This is a genomic window from Rhodococcus sp. NPDC060086, from assembly GCF_042730275.1.
In the GTDB taxonomy this organism is placed as follows: domain Bacteria; phylum Actinomycetota; class Actinomycetes; order Mycobacteriales; family Mycobacteriaceae; genus Rhodococcus.
Window position 1 is genome coordinate 13,166 of the sequence record NZ_JBHWWZ010000033.1, and the last position, 22,314, is coordinate 35,479.

A 22,314-nucleotide genomic window follows, 5' to 3' on the forward strand; every position below is an offset into this window, starting at 1 on the left:
TCGTGTAAGACTCGCAATGGTCGGTGCACGTGACCCGGTTTGTCGGGGGCCTCGTTCACGTAACAGCACTCGACCCGTGTGTATCGCCGAACGCGCTGCCCACGAACGCATTCCGCCCCGGTGCAGAACGGGGAGTGGTATGACGGTGAAGGTCATCGAGTCCGGGGATGTCGATTCGAGCAACGCGGGCCGTGACGTCAGCCGTCGAAACGGTCGTATCAGACGAACGCGGCGACATGCTCCGGTTCCGCTGCTCCCGCACTTGCTGACCGCTGCTGTCGAACGCGACCCCGACGCTCCGGCGATCGTGTCCGATGACGGGGCCCTCGTCTATCGCGAGCTCGATGCCCGTTCCTCCGCGCTTGCGCGGTTGCTGGTCGGCCGCGGTGTGGGGCCGGAGGATCGCGTGGCCATCCTCATGACCCGCTCGCTCGAGTCGGTGCTCGCGACCTGGGCCGTCGCGAAGACGGGTGCCGCAATCGTTCCCGTCGACCCGAACTACCCGGCCGACCGCATCGAGTACATGCTTGCCGACTCCAGCTGCGGTCTCGTCCTGACTCTGTCGGCGCACGCGAAGACAATAGCGACCGATGCCGACGTCATCCTCGTCGATATACCGGCGACCGAGGCCGCGCTCGCCGCACTGCCGTCTACCCCCGTCATGTTCGATGAGCGGGTTCGGACGTTGCGGGTCGAGCATGCGGCGTATGTGATCTATACGTCGGGGTCGACGGGTAGGCCCAAGGGTGTGGTGGTGACGCATTCGGGTTTGGCGAATTTCTGTGCTGAGCAGGTGGAGCGGTACGGGTTGAGTGCGGCGTCGCGGACGTTGCATTTTGCGTCGCCGAGTTTCGATGCGTCGATGATGGAGTTGTTGTTGGCGGTGGGGGCGTCGTCGACGATGGTGGTGGCGCCGACGTCGGTGTATGGCGGTGTGGAGTTTGCGGATCTTGTTGTGCGTCATGGGGTTACTCATGCGTTTGTGACGCCGGCTGCGTTGGCGTCGGTGGATCCGTCGGGGTTGGATGTGCTCGGGTGTGTGGCGGTGGGTGGGGAGGCGTGTCCGCCGGATCTGGTGGCGCGGTGGGCGCCTGGTCGTCGGTTTTTCAATGTGTACGGTCCGACGGAGACGACGATCGTGATTACGATGTCGGATCCGTTGGTGCCGGGTGAGCAGGTGACGATCGGTGCTCCGATTCGTAATTCTGTTGGGTATGTGTTGGATTCGCGGTTGCATGTGGTTCCGGTGGGTGTGGCGGGTGAGTTGTATCTGTCGGGTCCTGGGGTGGCTCGGGGGTATCACGGTCGTGCGGGGTTGACGGCGTCGCGGTTTGTGGCGGCGCCGGGTGGTGTGCGGATGTATCGGACCGGGGATGTGGTGCGGGGTCCGCGTGATGCTCGGTCGGGGATCGTGTATGTGGGGCGCAACGATTTTCAGGTGAAGGTGCGTGGTTTTCGTATCGAGTTGGGTGAGATCGATGCGGTGTTGTCGTCGTGTGGGGGTGTGGATTTTGCGGTGACGGTGGGGCGTTCGACTGCGGCCGGTGAGACGCAGTTGGTGTCGTATGTGTACGGGGCCGACACGCAACTCGATATCCGAGAACTCACCGGCACGGCGGCAGCCAGTCTGCCTGCCTACATGGTTCCCTCGGCGATCATCCCCCTCGACCGCCTCCCGCTGACGCCGTCCGGAAAGCTCGACCGCTCGGCGCTTCCCGATCCGGGGCCGGTGGTCACCGAGTTCCGGGCACCGGAGTCGGCGACGGAGATCGCGGTGGCGGCGGTGTTCGCGGATGTGCTCGGTGTCGAGCGGGTCGGTCGGGGTGACGATTTCTTCGACCTCGGCGGAAACTCCCTGCTCGCAACAAGGGTGGTCGGTCGCCTCCGATCCGAACTCGGTGTCACGGTCACGGCGGCGGCATTGTTCGACGAGCCGACGGTGGCGGCCCTGGCGGCACATGTGGACGCTGCGCCGTCGACCGGACCCGCGCTCCTTGCGCCTCGGACCAGGCCCGATCACCTGCCGCTGTCCTACGCTCAGCAACGCATGTGGTTCCTCAACCGCCTGGAACCGCAGTCTTCGCTCTACAACATTCCGCTCGCGGTGCGGCTCACGGGCCATCTCGATGTGGACGCGATGCGCACCGCGCTCGCCGATATCGTCGGGAGGCACGAGACCCTGCGTACGGTCTACCCCGAAATCGACGGCGTCGGTGAACAGAGAATCCTCGAGCCTGCCGCCGTCGAATTCGATGTGGCCGTCGAAACCGTGCAGGCAGAGGACCTTCCGCAGCGACTCGCTGAGCTCACGGGTGAAGCGTTCGACGTCACGACGCAGGTCCCCGTGCGCGCATACATTCTCGCGACCGGTCCGAGTGAACACATTCTCGCTCTGGTGATGCATCACATCGCCGGTGACGGATCGTCGCTCGCCCCGCTCGTGCGCGACCTCGTATCCGCATACACCGCGCGCAGTGGAGGTGCTCGACCCGATTGGGTCCCGATGCCCGTCCAGTACGCCGACTACACACTCTGGCAGCGCGAGCTCCTGGGATCCGACGAGGACCCGCGTTCTCTCGCGGGTCGGCAGCTCGCCTTCTGGACCGAGACCCTCGAAGGAATCCCCGGAAGCCTCGAGCTCTGCACCGACCACCCACGTTCCGCAATCCTCGGATCTGCAGGCGACCGGGTGCGCGCTGAACTCGACCCCGAGATGTACCGGCGGATCTCCGAACTCGCACGTGGCAGTGGTGCCACTCCGTTCATGGTCATGCACGCCGCCCTCGCGGTGCTCCTGGCGCGACTGTCCGACACCACCGACGTGGTGGTCGGCACCCCGGTCGCCGGACGATCCGCACCCGAACTCGACGACGTCGTCGGGATGTTCGTCAACATGCTTGCCCTCCGCACGCCGGTCGAACTGGGGGACACGTTCGTCGACCTGCTCGAACAGGTACGAAAGGTGGACCTCGCAGCGTTCGACAACGCCGATGTCCCCTTCGAGCGGCTCGTCGAGGTTCTCGACCCGGTACGGTCACCCGCACAACATCCCGTGTTCCAGATCGGATTCTCGTACCAGAACTTCACCGTCGACTCCCTGGACCTGCCCGGGCTGAAGGTCGAGCCGCTCGACGCCGCCTCGACGTCGGTGCGGTTCGACCTCCACATCACGATCGTCGACCACGGCGCCGGTGGTGGACGGGACGGATTCGGCATCGAGTTCGGCTTCGCCACAGAACTGTTCGACCGGCCGTCGGTGGAACGGATGCTCGCCCGGTACGTGCGCATCCTCGATGAAGTGGTCGGCGATGCATCGGTCCCTGTCGGCGATGTCGACCTGCATGATCCGCGGGAACTCGAAGCCATGCTGCATGCGTGGGAAGCCGAGCAGCGCGCCGCCGGACCCGGCCGGACCCTGGCCGACCTGTTCGATGATCAGGTACGCGCGACACCGGACGCCGTGGCGCTGGTGGACGGGGCCGACACCATCACCTACCGGGACTTCGCGACGCGTGTGAACCGGTTGGCTCGGCTCCTCATCGAACGCGGTGTGGGCCCTGAGACGGTCGTGGCACTCGCCATGCGCCGCTCGACGGATCTGGTCGTCGCGATGTACGCGGTAGCCGAGGCGGGTGGCGCCTACCTGCCGCTCGACCCCGAGCACCCGGCCGAAAGAATCGGATACATCCTCGACACGGCGTCCCCCGCCGGTGTGCTCACCACCTCGCAGGACCGGATCGATCTACCTGACGACGCCTTCGTTCTCGAGCTGGATTCCCTCGATCTCGACACCTACGACGGCAGACAGATCCGCAACTCCGAGCGACTCGCACCCCTGCGCTCCGACAACGCCGCATACGTCATCTTCACCTCCGGCTCGACAGGCCGCCCCAAGGGCGTCATGGTGTCGCACGGTGCGATCGTCAATCAGCTCGTCTGGAAGCGTGAACACTTCGCACTCACCGCGTCCGATGCGGTGCTCCTCAAGACCGCGGCGACATTCGACCTGTCGGTGTGGGAATTCTGGTCCGCGCTGACCGCGGGCGCGAGGCTCGTGATCGCGGCACCCGACGGACACCGCGACCCGGCGTATCTCAACGACCTGATCCGACGCGAACACGTCACCACCCTGCACGTCGTTCCGTCGATGCTCGATGCACTGCTCGACGACGCAGGCGGCGAACTGCCCGACACGCTGCGTCAAGTCCTGGCGATCGGCGAGGCGCTGCCCGTCGACACTGCCGAACGGACGCTGGCGCACTCCGACACCGGATTGGTCAACCTCTACGGCCCGACGGAAGCCGCCGTGTCGGTGACCGCTCACGAGGTCGTCGACACTTTATCCGGCTCCGTACCGATCGGCGACCCGGTGTCGAACACACAGGTGTTCGTCCTCGACGAACGGCTCCACCCGGTGCCGCCGGGCGTGCCGGGTGAGCTGTACCTCGCCGGTACTCAGCTTGCGCGCGGCTATCTGGGGCGACCCGGCCTGACGACAGAGCGTTTCGTCGCGAACCCGTTCGGCGACCCGGGGGCCCGGCTGTACCGAACGGGCGACATCGTGCGGTGGCGACCGGACCACGACACCGGGTCCGGCACTCTCGAATACCTCGATCGCGCGGATTCACAGGTCAAGGTCCGCGGATTCCGCATCGAACTCGGTGAGATCGAGGTTGCGTTGCGCACGTTGCCCCAGGTACGTGAGGCAGTGGCCTCGGTGCAGTCGGGGGACCGTATCGTCGCGTTCGTGGTCCCTGCCGGTGACCATCTCGATGTTCCTGCGATGCGTTCGGAACTCGCTCGGATGCTGCCCTCCTACATGATTCCGCAGGGCTTCGTGACCCTCGACGCGGTGCCGCTGAATATCAATGGCAAGGTCGACAGAAAGGCTCTGCCGGAACCTGAGGTGACGCCCCGACCGTACCGAGCACCGCGCACCTCGACCGAGAACGTCGTCGCGGCTGCCTTCGCAGACGTGCTCGATGTGTCGGGGAAAGTGGGCCTCGACGACGACTTCTTCGAGATCGGGGGCACGTCGCTCAGCGCGGTGAAGGTGGCCGCCCGCCTGCGGGACTACCTGTTCACCGAGGTGCCGTTGCAGTGGCTGTTCCTGCAGTCGACCGTGGCGGAACTGGCTGTCCGAATCGACGCCGAAGTACTCGACGGCCGCGCCGACGCCACGGGTCCTTTCGACGCCGTACTTCCGTTGAAGACCGGAGGCACAGGTGCACCGGTGTTCTGTTTGCACCCGGTGACCGGCCTTTCCTGGAGCTTCGCAGGTCTTGCTCGCCATCTGGGCGACAATCGCCCCGTCTACGGGCTGCAGTCGCCTGCCCTGCAGGAAGGCACCGACCTGCCCGCCGATATCGAAGCCTGGGCCGACATGTACGTCCGGACGATCCGCGAGATCGCACCGCGCGGCCCGTATCACCTGGTGGGCTGGTCGATGGGCGGTGTGCTGGCCCATTCGGTCGCGGTCGCGTTGCAGCGTCAGGGCGAACAGGTCTCGACCCTGGCAATGCTGGACACGTACCCGGCCGACGCCGACATCGACAGCGATGCGGGTACGAGTGCTGTGCCGACACTCGCCGACATGTTCGGCAGCGGTGCCGACGTTCCGGAAACACCGATCACGGCACTCACACCAGAGGCTGCGATCGATCTGACCGAGTCTCTGCCCGCGCCGCTGGGCGATCTTCCCCCCGATCGTATCGAGCGCATGTTCGACGGGGTGCGTCACTCGTACCGCCTGCTGGCCTCGCACCGGCCGGGACGCTTCGACGGTGATCTGCTGATCTTCGTCGCGGGTGAGGACCGCAGCGCGTCCACTGCCGACGCCTGGCACCGCCATGTGAGTGGAGTGGTCGCCGCCGAGGTGGTCCAGGAGACCCACTGGCGGATGCTGTCGCGCGATGCCGCGGCCCATGTCGGCTCGGTCCTCGGCCGTTGGCTGGCGGGGCGCGCCTGACCGGTAACAACTGAAAACCCGCGAGATGGGGTGGTCCTTATCACGGATCACCCCATCTCGCTGTGTCCGACTCGCCCGTAACGTGAAGAACCGGAACCCGATGGTCTAATGGGGCTGGATAACGTCCGGTAGCCCGCCGGACCAGACGCGGACGTAGGTGCGAGGAAAACAGTGGTGAGTGACGCCTGGCGTGAGCACGGCACGGGTCAAGGGGACAATGCACGGATGAATCTCGATGATCCCCGTGGTGAACGTCCGTCGGCTGCCGGACGCCCGCGCGCCCGTCAGCGCCCGGCGCGGCGTCGCGAACCCCGCGCGTTGCTGCTCCCGCAGCTCTTGGCTGCGGCGGTGGAACGCGACCCATCGGCCACCGCGGTCGTACATGAGGATCGCTCGCTGACCTACGCGGAGATCGACGAAGCATCGTCGAAACTCGCCCGGCTGTTGATCGGTAGGGGAGTCGGCCCGGAGGACGTGGTTGCGCTCGCGTTCGTTCGCTCACTCGAGTCGGTGCTTGCGACCTGGGCCGTCGCGAAGACGGGTGCCGCATTCGTCCCCGTCGACCCGAACTACCCTGCCGACCGGGTCGAGCACATGACCGTGGACTCCGGCGCTTCCCTCGGATTGACTCTCGCCGCGACAGCACCGACGTTGCCGGCCACGGCGCAGTGGATCGCACTCGACGATCCGGCAACGGTGGCGGAGCTCTCGGAGCTACCTGCAGGACCGGTGTCGTTCGATGAGCGGGTTCGGACGTTGCGGGTCGAGCATGCGGCGTATGTGATCTATACGTCGGGGTCGACGGGTCGGCCCAAGGGCGTCGTGGTGTCGCATTCTGGGTTGGCGAATTTCTGTGCTGAGCAGGTGGAGCGGTACGGGTTGAGTGCGGCGTCGCGGACGTTGCATTTCGCGTCGCCGAGTTTCGATGCGTCGATGATGGAGTTGTTGTTGGCGGTGGGGGCGTCGTCGACGATGGTGGTGGCGCCGACGTCGGTGTACGGCGGTGTGGAGTTTGCGGATCTTGTTGTGCGTCATGGGGTTACTCATGCGTTTGTGACGCCGGCTGCGTTGGCGTCGGTGGATCCGTCGGGGTTGGATGTGCTCGGGTGTGTGGCGGTGGGTGGGGAGGCGTGTCCGCCGGATCTGGTGGCGCGGTGGGCGCCTGGTCGTCGGTTTTTCAATGTGTACGGGCCGACGGAGACGACGATCGTGATTACGATGTCGGATCCGTTGGTGCCGGGTGAGCAGGTGACGATCGGTGCTCCGATTCGTAATTCTGTTGGGTATGTGTTGGATTCGCGGTTGCATGTGGTTCCGGTGGGTGTAGCGGGTGAGTTGTATCTGTCGGGTCCTGGGGTGGCTCGGGGGTATCACGGTCGTGCGGGGTTGACGGCGTCGCGGTTCGTGGCGGCGCCGGGTGGTGTGCGGATGTATCGGACCGGGGATGTGGTGCGGGGGCCGCGTGATGCTCGGTCGGGGATCGTGTATGTGGGGCGCAACGATTTTCAGGTGAAGGTGCGTGGTTTTCGTATCGAGTTGGGTGAGATCGATGCGGTGTTGTCGTCGTGTGTGGGTGTGGATTTTGCGGTGACGGTGGGGCGTTCGACTGTGGCCGGTGAGACGCAGTTGGTGTCGTATGTGCACGGGGCTGCAGATACCGACCTCGATATCGACGCGATTTCCCTCGAGGCGTCGAAACATCTTCCCTCGCATATGATTCCGTCTGTCATCCTCGAACTCGAGACCATTCCCCTGTCGCCCACCGGAAAGCTCGACCGCTCGGCGCTTCCCGATCCGGGGCCGGTGGTCACCGAGTTCCGGGCACCGGAGTCGGCGACGGAGATCGCGGTGGCGGCGGTGTTCGCGGATGTGCTCGGTGTCGAGCGGGTCGGTCGGGGTGACGATTTCTTCGACCTCGGCGGAAACTCCCTCGTCGCGACCCGGGTCGCTGCCCGACTCGGAGAACACCTCGACACGCGCGTGCCCGCCCGCCTGGTCTTCGAAGGATCGACCGTAGTGGAGCTTGCCGCTCTGGTCGACGCACAGACCGGCGGCACCGCACGGATGTCCCTTGCGGCCGGACCACGACCGGATCCGATTCCGCTGTCGCCTGCTCAACAGCGAATCTGGTTCCTCAATCGCTTCGACACGGCCTCCGCCGCCGACAACATCCCCGTGGCACTGCGGCTGCGGGGCAGACTCGACATCGCGGCACTTCGGGCGGCCGTCCACGACGTGATCGAGCGGCACGAATCGTTGCGCACCGTCTATCCGGACCGCGACGGTGTCGGCTGTCAGGTGATCCTCGAGGCGTCCCAGGCCCTGCCGCCCGTCGAACCCGACATCGTGGATCCCACTGAGGTACCCGGCCGTGTGACCCGCGCAGTCACCACCGGATTCGACGTCACCGAAGAAGTGCCGCTGCGCGTCGAACTGCTGCAGGTGACCGAAGACGAGCACGTCCTCGTGCTCGTCGTGCACCACATCGCGGCCGACGGTGCATCCACGGGGCCGTTCGTCCGCGACCTCGCAGTCGCCTACTTCGCTCGTGCGGCAGGCGCCGCTCCCGGATGGTCTCCGCTCGAGGTGCAGTACGCCGACTACACGCTGTGGCAACGAGAAGTCCTCGGCCACGAGTCGGACCCCGGTTCGGTCGCGGCGCGAGAGATCGAATTCTGGACGGAAACGCTCGACGGACTGCCCGACCGACTCGATCTGCCGACGGACCGGCCCCGGCCTGCCGAGCCCTCCGGGCACGGGGGAACCGTGTTGTTCGAGATCGACCCCCCATTGCACGCCGCTGTCGCGGAGGTCGGGCAGGCGACGGGCTGTTCACCGTTCATGGTGGTGCACGCCGCGCTCGCCGCGCTGCTCGCCAGGCTGTCCTCCACTACCGATATCGCCATCGGCACCCCCGTTGCCGGGCGCGGCGAACGAGCCCTCGACGACCTCATCGGCATGTTCGTCAATACCCTCGTGCTGCGCACACCCATCGCACCGGGCGACACGTTCGCCGCGCTGCTCGACCGTGTCCGCACCGGCGACATCGATGCGTTCGCGCACGCAGAACTGCCGTTCGAGCGGCTGGTCGAGGTCCTCGATCCCGTGCGCTCGACCGGCCACCACCCTCTGTTCCAGGTCGCGTTGTTCTTCCAGAACATGGATCGACCCGACCTGTCGCTGCCCGAACTCGACATCGAGGCAGTCGACCTCGGCGGTGCCGTCGCCAAGTTCGACCTCCAGCTGACCGTGACCCCGCGACTCGATGCCGGGAAGCCGGCCGGAATGTCCGCGCAATTCACCTACGCCACAGATCTCTTCGACGAAGCCACAGTGCACGGCCTCGCAGACGGGTTCGTCGCGACCCTCGACGCGTTGGTCTCCGATCTCGATACCGTCGTCGGGGATGTCGACCTGCTGGCGCCCGAGACACGTCTCGAACTCGTCCACACGGTCAACGCCACCGAGCACGCGGTGGACAGCGGAACGCTCCTGTCCGAATACCGCGCCCAGGTTCTCCGCACCCCGGACTCGCCCGCCGTCGTCTTCGGCGACGAGTCGCTGACCTACGCGCAGTTCGACGCACGGGTCAACCGGCTCGCGCGGTACCTGCTCGACACGGGTGTCGGCCCGGAGTCGCTCGTCGCGATCGGTATCCGTCGATCCGTCGATCTCGTGGTGGCGATCTATGCGGTGATCACCGCGGGCGGAGCCTACGTTCCACTCGACCCGGACCACCCGGCGGAGCGGATCGGGCACATCCTGGACACCGCGCAGCCGGTGTGTGTGCTCACCACCGTCGCCGACGCTTCAGACCTGCCGTCCCACGCGAACGCGGTCGAGATCGACACACTCGACCTGAACAACCATGCGACACAGCCAGTGCGGTATGACGAGCTGAAGGGACCCATCCGGCCGGGAACACCCGCCTACGTGATCTTCACGTCCGGTTCGACGGGGCGACCCAAGGGCGTCGCCGTGTCGCACGAGGCGATCGTCAACCAGGTCGCATGGATGGTGCACGAATACGCGATCGGTGCGGACGATGTGTACCTCCAGAAGACGGCCACCACGTTCGACGTGTCGCTGTGGGGATGGTTCCTGCCGCTGCGCAGCGGTGCCTGCCTGATCGTGGCCGACCACGACGGACACCGCGATCCGGCTTACGTCGCCGACATGATCGATCGTCACGGGGTGACACTCACGGACTTCGTACCGTCGATGCTCACAGTGTTCGCCGCGCATGCTCCGGTCGGGAGCTGCTCGAGCCTACGTCACGTGTTCGTCATCGGTGAGGCACTTCCCTCGGAGACCGTCGCCGCCTTCCGCCGCATAGGCGCGAACGCCGCTGTGCACAACCTGTACGGACCCACCGAAGCCGCGGTCTCGGTCACCTACCAACCGGCCGACACCACCGGGGTCGTGCCCATCGGTCTCCCTGAATGGAACGTTCAGGTGTACGTCCTCGACGCGCGCCTGCAGCCGGTTCCCGTCGGCACACCGGGTGAGCTCTACCTCGGGGGAGTCCAGCTCGCACGCGGGTACGTCCGCCGGCCCGACCTGACCTCCGACCGGTTCGTCGCGAGTCCGCTCGGGCGGGCCGGCGACCGGATGTACCGCACCGGCGACCTCGTTCGATGGATACGCACCGCAGACGGCGCCGTCGTACTCGATTACCTCGGTCGCACCGACTTCCAGGTCAAGTTCCGCGGACAACGCATCGAGCTGGGCGAGATCGAAACCGCGGTTCTCGCCCAGCCCGGGATCACACAGACCGTCGCGCTCGTCGTGCCCACTCCGACCGGTGAACAACTCGTCGCCTACGTGGTCGGGAGGTCCGTGGACCGACAGGCGCTGATCGCTGCCGTGCGGTCGTCCTTGCCGTCGTACATGGTGCCGTCGGCCGTCGTCGTACTCGACGAGTTCCCGCTCAACACGAGCGGCAAGCTGGACCGGAAAGCGCTCCCCTCACCGACATTCGAGGCTCGGGAGTTCCGTGCTCCGACGACACCCGTCGAGGAGATCGTCGCACGAGTCTTCGGCGATGTGCTCGGTGTCGATCGGGTAGGCCGGGACGACGACTTCTTCGAGCTGGGCGGTAACTCGCTCGTGGCAACGCAGGTCGTGGCGCGTCTCGGCGCTGCCCTCGGCACTCGTGTCGCGGTGCGCGCGCTCTTCGAGCATCCCGATGTCGAATCACTTGCCGTGCACGTCGAATCCGCGTCACGTGACGTGGCCGTGGCACCGTTGTCGGCGCAGACCCGACCCGAGCGGATCCCACTGTCGCTCGCACAGCAACGGATGTGGTTCCTCAACCGGTTCGAGCCTGACTCGTCCGCGAACAACCTGCCGCTCGCGATCCGGTTGCGCGGTACGCTCGACGTCGAGGCTCTGCGCGCCGCGGTCGCCGACCTCATCCGACGCCACGAGTCGCTTCGCACCGTCTACCCCGAGTCGGACGGTATCGCACAGCAGGTGATCCTCCCCGCGGCGGCCGTGCCCGACATCGTGGTGGTCGACGTCGAGCCTGCGGATGTGGCGCGACACGTCGAATCCACGGTGACGTCCGGGTTCGACGTCACCGAACAGGTGCCCCTGCGGATCTCGCTGCTGCGTCTCGCCGCCGACGAGCATGTGCTCGTCGTGGTGCTGCACCACATCAGCGGTGACGGTTTCTCGATGGGTCCCCTCGCACGGGACGTGATGCTCGCCTACACCGCCCGCGCGGAAGGTCACGAACCCGACTGGGCGCCGATGCCCGTGCAGTACGCGGACTACACGCTGTGGCAGCGTGACGTGCTCGGATCCGAGACCGATCCCGAGTCGCCGATCACCCGGCAGCTCACCTATTGGCGCGAGACGCTGAAGGGCATCCCCGACCAGCTCGACCTGCCTGCGGATCGGCCCCGCCCCGCAGTCCTCTCGCATCGAGGCGCGAACACTGCATTCGAGATCGACGCACCGACTCACGCCGCACTCGAACGGCTCGCCCGCGACAGGGGCGCATCGCTGTTCATGGTCGTGCACAGTGCGCTTGCGGTATTGCTCGCCAGGTTGTCCGGCACAAGCGACATCGTCGTCGGCACTCCCATCGCGGGACGCGGTGAACAGCTGCTCGACGACGTGATCGGAATGTTCGTCAACACACTGGTACTGCGCACCGCGGTGAATCCGTCCGACGCCTTCGGAGATCTGCTGGCCAGGGTCCGCGAGACCGACCTCGGCGCATTCGGTCACGCCGATCTGCCCTTCGAGCGACTCGTCGAGGCCCTCGACCCCGAACGCTCCCAGGCCCGGCACCCGCTGTTCCAGGTTGCCCTCACGTTCCAGAACCTGGGGCAGTCCCGTTTCGACCTTCCGGGGCTGACCGTCGAACCCGTCGACTTCCCGATCACCGACGCCAAGTTCGATCTGCAGGTCACGGTCGTCGAAGCCTTCGGTCCGGACGGAGCGCCCGGCGGAATGGCGGTGGCGCTCGACTACGCCACGGACCTGTTCGACGAGGCCACGATGCGCGAATTCGGTGACCGACTCGGCCGGATACTCAGTGCTGTCGCCGCGGACCCCGACACGGTGATCGGCGATGTGCCGCTGCTTTCCCCGGAACAGCGCGCGACGTTGCTCGAAGCCTGGAACGAGCCGGGTACCCGTACGAGCGACCACACACTCGTCCAGCGTTTCGTCGATCAAGCGGCACGCACTCCCGCCGCGGTCGCCGTGACGTTCGGCGGCCGGGAACTGACCTACGGTGAACTCGCTGCCCGCGTGAACCGGCTCGCACGCGAACTCGTCGATCACGGCGTCGGACCCGACGCCCTGGTCGCTGTCGCGATGGCACGTACCGCCGACCTCGTCGTCGCGTTGCTCGCGGTGCAACAGGCCGGCGGCGGATATCTGCCGATCGACCTCACGTATCCGGCCGACCGACTCGAGTTCATGCTCGCCGATGCGACGCCGGTCGTCGTGCTCGTCTCCGGTGACCACGATGCGCTGCCCAACACCGGCATCCCCGTGATCGATGTCGACTTGATCGATCTGTCGACGCGCAGCGACGCACCCCTGTCCGACGAGGATCGCGCAGCACCGCTGCGCAGCGACAACCTGGCCTACGTCATCTACACATCCGGATCCACCGGACGTCCCAAAGGGGTGCAGGTTCCGCACCGTACCGTCCTCGAGCTGTTCGAGAACACCGCACCGGCCTTCGAATTCGACGGCAACGACGTATGGACACTGTTCCACTCGTACGCATTCGACTTCTCGGTGTGGGAGCTGTGGGGCCCACTGCTCCACGGCGGCAGGCTGGTCGTCGTCGACCATTTCACGTCCCGCTCGCCGGAGGACTTCCATGCCCTCCTCGTGCGGGAGCAGGTCACGGTCCTCAACCAGACGCCGTCGGCGTTCTACCAGCTCGCCGAAGCCGACCATGTTGCAGAAGAAAAGCACTCGACCCGGCTCGCGCTGCGGTACGTCATTTTCGGAGGCGAGGCACTCGACCTGCGTCGCCTCGCCGACTGGTACCGCAGGCACGCCGACGATGCGCCCCGCCTGGTCAACATGTACGGCATCACCGAGACCACGGTGCACGTCTCCCATCTCGAACTGGGTGCAGATGACAGCGGGTCCGCGGCGAGCCTTGTGGGACGCGCGATCCCCGGACTCGGCGTCTATGTCCTCGACCCGAGGCTTCGGCCGGTGCCTGCCGGTGTCCCCGGTGAGATGTATGTTCGCGGTGAGCAGCTCACCCGCGGATACCTCGGGCGCGGTGCGCTGACCTCCGGACGATTCGTCGCCGACCCGTTCGGCCCGTCCGGAACCCGTATGTACCGCACCGGTGACGTTGCACGCTGGTCCGCGTCCGGCCAACTCGAGTACGTCGGACGCAGCGATTCGCAGGTCCAGCTGCGTGGCTTCCGCGTCGAACTCGGGGAGATCGAAGCCGCGTTGACATCCGTCGACGGGGTCGCGCATGCCGTCGCCACGGTGCGGACCGACGAGCACACCGGCGACAAGCTCGTCGGATACGTCGTCCCACGCGCAGGCGCCACCGTGGTGCCGGCGGAGGTGCTCGACGAGGTCGGGAGATTCCTGACCGGATACATGGTTCCCGACACGATCGTCATCCTCGATGCTCTGCCGCTCACACCGAACGGCAAGCTCGACAAGAAAGCGCTTCCTGCGCCGGTGTTCTCGGGGGGCAAGGAGTTCCGTGCACCCGCGACACCGACGGAGGTGGCGATCGCCGAGGTCTTCGGCGACGTACTCGGAATCGGCAGGGTCGGTGTCGACGACTCGTTCTTCGCGCTCGGCGGCGACAGTATCGTCTCGATCCAGTTGGTGTCGCGGGCGAAGGCGCGCGGCATCGTGTTCACACCCCGTGAGGTCTTCGAGCAGCGCACCGTGGCCGGACTCGCCGAGGTCGCGCGAACAGGTACCGGCACCGCGCCGTCGCTCGTCGAACTCGACGGAGGCGGAGTAGGCGACATCCCGCTCACCCCGATCGTGCGATACATGGTCGAGCGCGGCGGCAGCTTCGACCGCTACACCCAGACCATCGCGCTCGAACTGCCCGAAGGAATTTCGCGTCCTCAGGTGGTTGCGACCCTGCGCGCCGTCGTCGACCGGCACGATATTCTGCGGGCATCCTTGCGCCGCAACGACACCGGTGAGTGGCTGCTGTCGACTACTGCAACCGGTTCCGTCGATGTGGACTCCCTCGTCTCCCGCGTGGAGGTCCCCGCCGACGCGGACGACGACCGGTGGCGCAGTATCGCGGCAGGCGAACTCGACACCGCAGAGGCACGGCTCGATCCGTCGCGCGGCACCGTCCTGCAGTTCGTCTGGCTCGACCCCGCTCCCGGCGCCGGCCGCACCGGACGGCTGATCGTGGTGGCCCATCACCTCGTGGTCGACGGTGTGTCGTGGCGAATCCTGGTACCCGACTTCGTGACTGCGTGGGCGCAGATCGACCACGGACAGGCCGTAGCGCTGCAGCCGGTCGGAACGTCGTTCCGGACCTGGGCCGATGCGCTCGTTCGCAGTGCCGGCGATCGTACGGCAGAGTTGCCGATGTGGACGTCGATCCTCGATGGACCCGACCCCCTCCTGGGCACACGTCCTTTCGACCCCGCGGTCGATCGTGCTTCGACCGTGCAGAAGGTCCGGGTCCGTGTCGCAGCGGAGGTCACCGACACGCTGCTCACCACACTTCCCGAGCTCTACCACGGCGGCGTCAACGACGTGTTGCTCACGGGTCTTGCACTGGCATTGGCCGGTTGGCGCCGTGACCGAGGCATGGACGAACTGTCGGCGCTGATCCAACTCGAAGGTCACGGACGCGAAGAGGGCGTGGTCCCCGGGGCCGACCTGTCGCGCACCGTTGGCTGGTTCACCGCGATGTTCCCCGTGCGGCTCGACCTGTCCGGCATCGACCTCGACGACGCGATCGACGGCGGACCGGCCGCGGGCTCCGCGCTCAAGACCGTCAAGGAACACCTGCGCACCGTCCCCGACAAGGGGCTCGGCTACGGACTGCTCCGGTACTGCAACACCGACACCGCCCCGATGCTCGCGCAGCTCCCGGCCGGTCAGGTCAGCTTCAACTACCTCGGGCGCCTCGATGCCGGTGAGCTGTCACAGGGCCAGGCCGCGGAACTGGGTTGGCTCCCCGCCGGAGACCTCGGCGACCTGTCCGGTCGCGACGACAGCGACGCCCCCGCGCTCGCCTCGGTGGACATCAATGCGGTGGTCATCGGAGGCGAATTGGGCGCGAACCTCGGATTCCCTGCCGGTCTGCTCGACCGCGACGAGGTAGAGGAACTCGGTCGGTGGTGGGTCCGCGCGCTCGAGGGGCTCGCTGTCCACGCGGCGCGCCCCGACGCGGGCGGGCGTACACCGACCGATCTTCCCTTGGTCGAGGTCACCCAGCGCGATATCGATGGCTGGGAAGCCGAGTACCCGAACGCGGCCGACGTCTGGCCGCTCGCACCGTTGCAGTCCGGATTGCTGTATCACGCGCTGCTCGCCGAAGGGCAGTCCGATGTCTACAGCACCCAGGTGCTGATCCATCTTGCCGGACTCGTCGATCCCGAGCGTCTCCGTGGCGCGGCAACGTCACTCCTCGACCGGCATCCCAACCTGCGCACCGCCTTCGTCGCGGGTGAATCCGGTGAACCGGTGCAGGTGGTCGTCGACGATGTCGTGCTGCCGTGGCGAGAACTCGACCTGACCGTCGAGGGTGGTACCGGGAAGTGCAACACCGCGGCCGATACGGCCGAACTCGACGCTGTACTGCGCGCCGACCAGGACGTTGCCTTCGACCTGGCCGCGCCGCCGCTGATCCGATTCACGCTGGTGCGGACCGGAACCGAATCCTGGACGCTCGCGGTCACGAGTCACCACATCCTGCTCGACGGCTGGTCGATGCCGTTGCTGATGAAGGATCTGCTGGTGTTGTATGCGACGTCGGGCGACGCCGCCGTGCTCGGACGAGTGCCGTCCTATCGCAGCTATCTCGAGTGGCTGGGTCGCCGCAACCACGAGGACTCGGTCGACGCATGGGTGCAGGCGCTGGACGGGGTCGATGAGCCGACCCTTCTGGTCGGCGCCGATACCGATGGTGCGGGAGCAACTTCGGCGGAACACCGAATCGATCTCGGACGCGACCGCACCGACATTCTGGGAGAGGTCGCAGCGAGGCTCGGCGTCACGGTCAACACCGTGCTGCAGGGTGCGTGGGCAGCGCTCCTCGCGCGCACGACCGGTCGCGACGACGTGGTGTTCGGTACCACCGTGTCGGGTCGGCCCGCAGACCTTCAGGGCGTCGAATCGATGGTCGGACTGTTCATCAACACGTTGCCGGTCCGCGTACGACTCGGCGACTCGGCGACGACCGAGGAGCTGCTCCAGCGCATCCAGGTCGACCAGGCCTCGCTCCTGGACCACCACCATGTGGGCCTGGCCGAGATCCAGCAGCGGACGGGTCTCGGAGCTCTGTTCGACACCCTGCTCGTGTACGAGTCGTATCCGGTGGACCGGAGCGGGATCGCGGAGGCCGGATCGATCGACGGGCTGATCGTCGCCGGCGTCAACACTCGCGACGCCACCCACTATCCGCTGTCCGTCGCCGTCACTGCAGAGGACACCGTGACACTCGGATTCAAGTACCGCAGTGACATTCTCGATGCGGACACCGTCACGACGCTCGCCACCCGATATCTGCGGATCATCGACGCCATCCTCGCCGACCCCGCGACGCCGGTGGACGCACTGCCGTATCTCGAAGTCGACGAACTCGAGGACCTCACCCACCGTCACGGCGGACCTGCTGTTCCGGCAGTGCCGTTGGGGGAGCTGCTGTCGGCAGCAGCCGCGGGCAACCCCGACGGCGTTGCGCTCGTCCACGACGGACGCGAATGGACATACGCCGAGCTCGACGGGTTCTCGTCGCGGTTGGCGCGGTTGCTCATCGCCCGCGCGATCGGAGCGGAAGATGTTGTAGCCGTGGGTATTACTCGATCCATTGAGTCGGTTGCAGCGGTGTGGGCAGTGGCGAAGACCGGCGCCGCCTACGTTCCCGTCGACCCGAGCTACCCGACCGGCCGTATCTCGCACATGGTCTCCGATTCGGGAGCAGTCCTCGGCTTGACCGTGGCTCGGCATCGCGACGGATTGCCCGGCAGCATCGAATGGATCGATCTGACAGCCGACACCACCATCTCGGAAATGTCGGCGCAGCCGGATCACCCGGTATCGCCGAGCGAGCGGGTACGGCCCGTGCGAGTCGACAACACGGCCTACGTCATCTACACGTCCGGATCGACGGGGCTTCCGAAGGGCGTCGTGGTCACCCATTCCGGGCTGGCCAATTTTGCGGCCGAGCAATGTGATCGATACGCATTGGGCGCCGACGCCCGTGCGCTGCATTTCGCATCACCGAGCTTCGACGCGTCGGTACTCGAACTATTGCTGGCATTCGCACCTGGCGCGACGCTCGTGATTGCACCGCCGAGCATCTACGGCGGGCGCGACCTCGCGGATTTCATCCGGACCGAACGCGTGACGCACGCCTTCATCACACCCGCAGCAATCGCTTCCCTCGACCCGGAAGGGCTCGACGAACTGCGCGTTCTGGTCGCGGGCGGTGAGGCCGTCTCTCCGGAACTGGTGTCGCGCTGGGCTTCGGGCCGTGCGTTCCACAACGGTTACGGCCCCACGGAAACCACGATCATGACCAACATCAGCGCACCGCTGACTCCCGGCGACGACGTGACGATCGGCGGACCGATCCGCGGGGTGGGTGCCGTCGTGCTCGACGCTCGGTTGCGGCCTGTTCCGGTCGGTGTCGCCGGGGAGCTCTATCTGTCGGGTATCCAGCTGGCGCGTGGATATCACCGGCGGGAGGGGCTGACGTCCGAGCGCTTCGTCGCTGATCCTTTCGGATCGGGGACGCGCCTCTATCGGACCGGGGATGTGGTCCGCTGGACCGAGAGCGGCGACATCGCCTACGTGGGTCGGTCGGACTTCCAGGTCAAGATCCGCGGATTCCGCATCGAACTCGGCGAGATCGACGCAGTACTCCGGCACGACAGCGCTGTCGGCTTCTCCGTCACGATCGCCCGGACATCCGAGAACGGCGTCGTGCGCCTGGTCTCGTACGTGACCGCAGCGACAGGCTCGTTCGTCGACACGTCCGAACTCCTCCGTGCGACCGCACGCTCACTGCCGAGACACATGGTTCCCGACGAGATCGTCGTCCTCGACACCGTGCCATTGACTCCGGTTGGCAAGCTGGACCGTGCGGCCCTGCCCGAACCCGAAATGTCGATGCGGACATACCGTGCTCCTCGCTCCGAAATCGAAGTACTGGTCGCGCGCATATATGCCGAGGCGCTCGACCTCGACCGGGTCGGACTCGGCGACGACTTCTTCGATCTCGGTGGCAATTCCCTCGTCGCGACGCAGGTGGTTGCGAGACTGCGGGACGAGCTCGGTGTGACGGTACGTGTGCCATGGCTCCTCGAGTCACCGATGGTGGAAGACCTCGCGGCCCGACTCGCTGACGGTGGTGACGGCGTCGGGGGTGCAGGCGGCGCGGAATCGGATGCAGCCCTCGAAGTCATCCTGCCGCTGCGTGCAGGGGATCCCGCGAACGCAGTGTTCTGCCTGCACCCGATGATCGGACTCGCCTGGCCCTACGCGCAGCTCGCGGCGCGCCTGGAGGTGCCGGGCGCTGTGTACGGCGTGCAGACGCCGGCACTGACCGAACCCGATTTCGCCGGAGCATCGCTGGACGATCTCGCGCGCAGGTACACCGACGAGATCGTCGCCACGGTGCCGCAGGAACCGTACCGATTGCTCGGTTGGTCCTTGGGTGGCGTGCTCGCGCATGCGGTGGCAGTGGAACTTCAGGCCCGTGGTCGGCGTGTGGAGAGCCTTGTGCTGATCGACAGCATCCCGCGGATCGACACAGGCCGGTTCGAGTCGGAGATCTCGGAGAATCTGCGCGTCCTCGGCATAGAGGTGGAACCCGAGACCCTCGACGGGCAGCTTCCCTTCGAGGCGGCCGCAGCGCTCGTGCGTGCGGTGCCCGCGGAACTGATCGACCTCGACATCGAGAGGGTGCAGCGCATCTTCGCCGCAGCGATGACATCACCGGATCTGATCAACCGTCACGAACCCGGAGTGTTCGCCGGTGACGTGGAGTTCTTCAGTGCAATGGAGGAGCATCCGACCGAGGCGGACGCCGCGGACCTGTGGACGCCGTTCGTTGCGGGACGTATCCGTACCCGGTTCGTCCCGGGAGGGCACGGAGAGATGATGGAACCATCCGCGCTCGACGTCATCGTGCCTGCTCTGGGCGATGATCATGTCGATCTTGATCCGCGGTGATCTCCGGGTAGGGTGTGCTCGCACAGGACTGTCGGATCGCGGATGCGCGGTCCACGGTAACGTGCACGGCTGAGCTGTAGATATACGTAGTGCTGCGCCGGACGGTGCGCCTCGGACGCACCGAGGTCTGGAAATCATGCTCGGAAGCGGGCCTGAGGAGGTTCAAGCGAATGAAGGTTGTCGAGTCGCGGACATGCACTCGAAGGACGAGGCTCGCCGCGATCTCGGCAGCTGTCGTAGCACTGCCGTTGTTCTTCGGTGGTGCCACGGCCGCGGCCGACCCGGTATGGGACACCGAGCAGCCGATCGAGGCGGTGGAGTCCGAGAACGGCTCCTACATCACGCGTATCGAGCAGTACGGCGATCAGCAACTCCTCGTCTACGTCCATTCGGCGTCGATGAACAAGGAAATCCTGCTGGACGTGTGGCGCCCCGCCGATACCAGTGAGCCCCGCCCGACCCTGTACCTGCTCAACGGTGCGGGTGGCGGCGAGGACAGTGCGACATGGCGGTTCCGCACGGATGCCATCGACTTCTTCAAGGACAAGAACGTCAACGTGGTCTCGCCGGTCGGTGGCAAGTGGAGCTATTACACCGACTGGAAGAACGAGGACCCCGTCCTCGGCGTGAACAAGTGGGAGACCTTCCTCACCAAGGAGATTCCGCCGCTGATCGACGCCGCGCTCGGAGCGAACGGCGTCAACGCGATCGCCGGTCTGTCGTCGTCCGGCACATCGGTTCTTCAGCTGGCCATCGAAGGAGGCGACCTCTACCAGGGTGTGGCGGCGTACAGCGGCTGCGCACAGACCTCGGATCCGATCGGTCAGCAGTTCGTCAAGGTCACCACTGAAACCTGGGGCGGCGGCGACACCCGCAACATGTGGGGTGAGCTCGACGATCCGATGTGGAGGGAGAAGGATCCGTACCTCAACGCGGAGCAGTTGCGTGGCCTCGAGCTCTACATCTCGAACGGCAACGGTCTGCCCGGCCCGTACGACACACTCGACGGTCCGGAGATCGACGGCCAGGTGGACGTGCTTGCGAACCAGGTCGTCGTGGGTGGCGTGATCGAGGCGGCCACCAACTACTGCACGCACAACCTGAAGAACCGCCTGAACGAGCTGGACATCCCCGCCACCTACAACTTCCGGGACTCGGGCAGCCACTCGTGGGGCTACTGGCAAGACGATCTGAAGGATTCCTGGCCGGTGCTCCAGCGCGCGCTCGGCCTGTGACCCTGGCCGGTCGTACCCGTCCCGGGATCTGACGAACAAAGCCCCTCCTGCAAGTAGGAGGGGCTTTGTCGGTCGTCGGGGGTGTCTATTCGGTCGCGTCGGCTTCCGGTGCAGCACAGGGCGCTTCGTGAGCGGCGGCGTAGGCGGGGTCGAGGGCGGACTTCACCAGATACAGCGATTCGGGCAGCATCAGCATCGTCGAATGATTCGCGGGGGAGGTCGGGCAGACGTCCTGGACCCATTTGTTGTGGACCTCCGCGTCGACTCCGGGTTCGAGGAACGAGCCCTCCGGCGGTGTCACGATCTCATCGTGCCGCGTCGCGATCGAGGTGTAGGTGATTCCCGGCATCGTCTCGGAACCGCTGTTGAGCGTTGTGAGCGTGCGTGAACCGATGAGCTGCTGCTGGCCGGCGACACCGAGATTGGTGCCGGCGAACAGCAACTGGGCGACGATGTCCCTCCCATTCGTCAGCCCGAGGATCGCGAGCGCCCCGTACAGCTGCTGGAGTCCGTTGAAGGACGTGCCGTGGTTGGTCGCTCCGAGCATGACGAGATTTTCGACCTTGTTGAGCGCCGGGTCCGCGGGATTCGCACCACCCTCGAACTTGAGGTATTGACGTGCGAGCATTCCGCCCTGTGAATGACCCACCAGGTCGACCTTGTCGGTGCCGGTGTGTTCGAGGACGGCCTCGACGAAATCGCGTACCTCCATTCCCGACTCCTCGATGTCGGTGACACCCCAGATCGTCGTCTCAGGATCGAACAAGGCCTTCGCGCCGCCGTAGTTCAGTGCGTAGACGCAGTAGCCGAGATCGGCAAGCTGTGGTGCGACGATGGGCCACGTCTGCATCATTCCCGACCCGGTGCCGTGCACGAGGACCACCGGTCTCGGGTGCTCGGGGGACGGGACACAACCGAGATCGTTCGAGCCTTCGGGGCTGGGGCCCATCGTCGAGAGCAGGTCGACGAGACGGCTGCTGCTCGTCGCGGCGGCACTTGTCGTGCCGGTGCTCGGAGGCAGGTCGGTGGGCTGGGCAGACGCCATCGCCGGTGCGGTGACCAACGACGCCGAGACGGCAAGGGAGGCGGCGGCGGTGGCCACAGCAATCCTGCGCGTAAATTTCATGGATACTCCTCGGGCGGACACGCCAGGTTGTGGCGTCCGTACCTGGTTCGACGCATGTGAGGTTATCAGCGGGTCCTGTGTTCGTCCGGGAAGTG

The 22,314-nt window shown here is 66.2% G+C and carries 4 protein-coding genes; 3 read left to right on the plus strand and 1 reads right to left on the minus strand.

Translation table 11 applies throughout. The annotated features are described in order from the left end of the window. Positions 1-139: 139 nt before the first annotated feature. The 3 genes from ACFWB0_RS17635 to ACFWB0_RS17645 all read left to right on the plus strand — a co-directional run bounded on the left by ACFWB0_RS17635 (position 140) and on the right by ACFWB0_RS17645 (position 21,093). The gene (locus ACFWB0_RS17635) at positions 140-5,968 is read left to right on the plus strand and encodes an amino acid adenylation domain-containing protein (protein ID WP_378491764.1); all 5,829 of its coding nucleotides are present in this window, start codon (positions 140-142) and stop codon (positions 5,966-5,968) included. Between the two features lie 225 nt (positions 5,969-6,193). After that, positions 6,194-19,858, plus strand: coding sequence for an amino acid adenylation domain-containing protein (locus tag ACFWB0_RS17640; protein WP_378491788.1), 13,665 nt, complete (start codon positions 6,194-6,196; stop codon positions 19,856-19,858). A 170-nt stretch (positions 19,859-20,028) separates the two neighbouring features. Further along, positions 20,029-21,093, plus strand: a complete 1,065-nt coding sequence (locus ACFWB0_RS17645) for an alpha/beta hydrolase (RefSeq protein ID WP_378491765.1) — start codon at positions 20,029-20,031, stop codon at positions 21,091-21,093. A gap of 85 nt (positions 21,094-21,178) precedes the next feature. Here ACFWB0_RS17645 and ACFWB0_RS17650 read toward each other — a convergent pair whose 3' ends face one another. Beyond that, positions 21,179-22,219 carry an esterase/lipase family protein gene (locus ACFWB0_RS17650; RefSeq protein WP_378491766.1) on the minus strand — a complete coding sequence of 347 codons (1,041 nt, stop codon included), beginning with the start codon at positions 22,217-22,219 and terminating at the stop codon, positions 21,179-21,181. Positions 22,220-22,314: the final 95 nt, after the last annotated feature.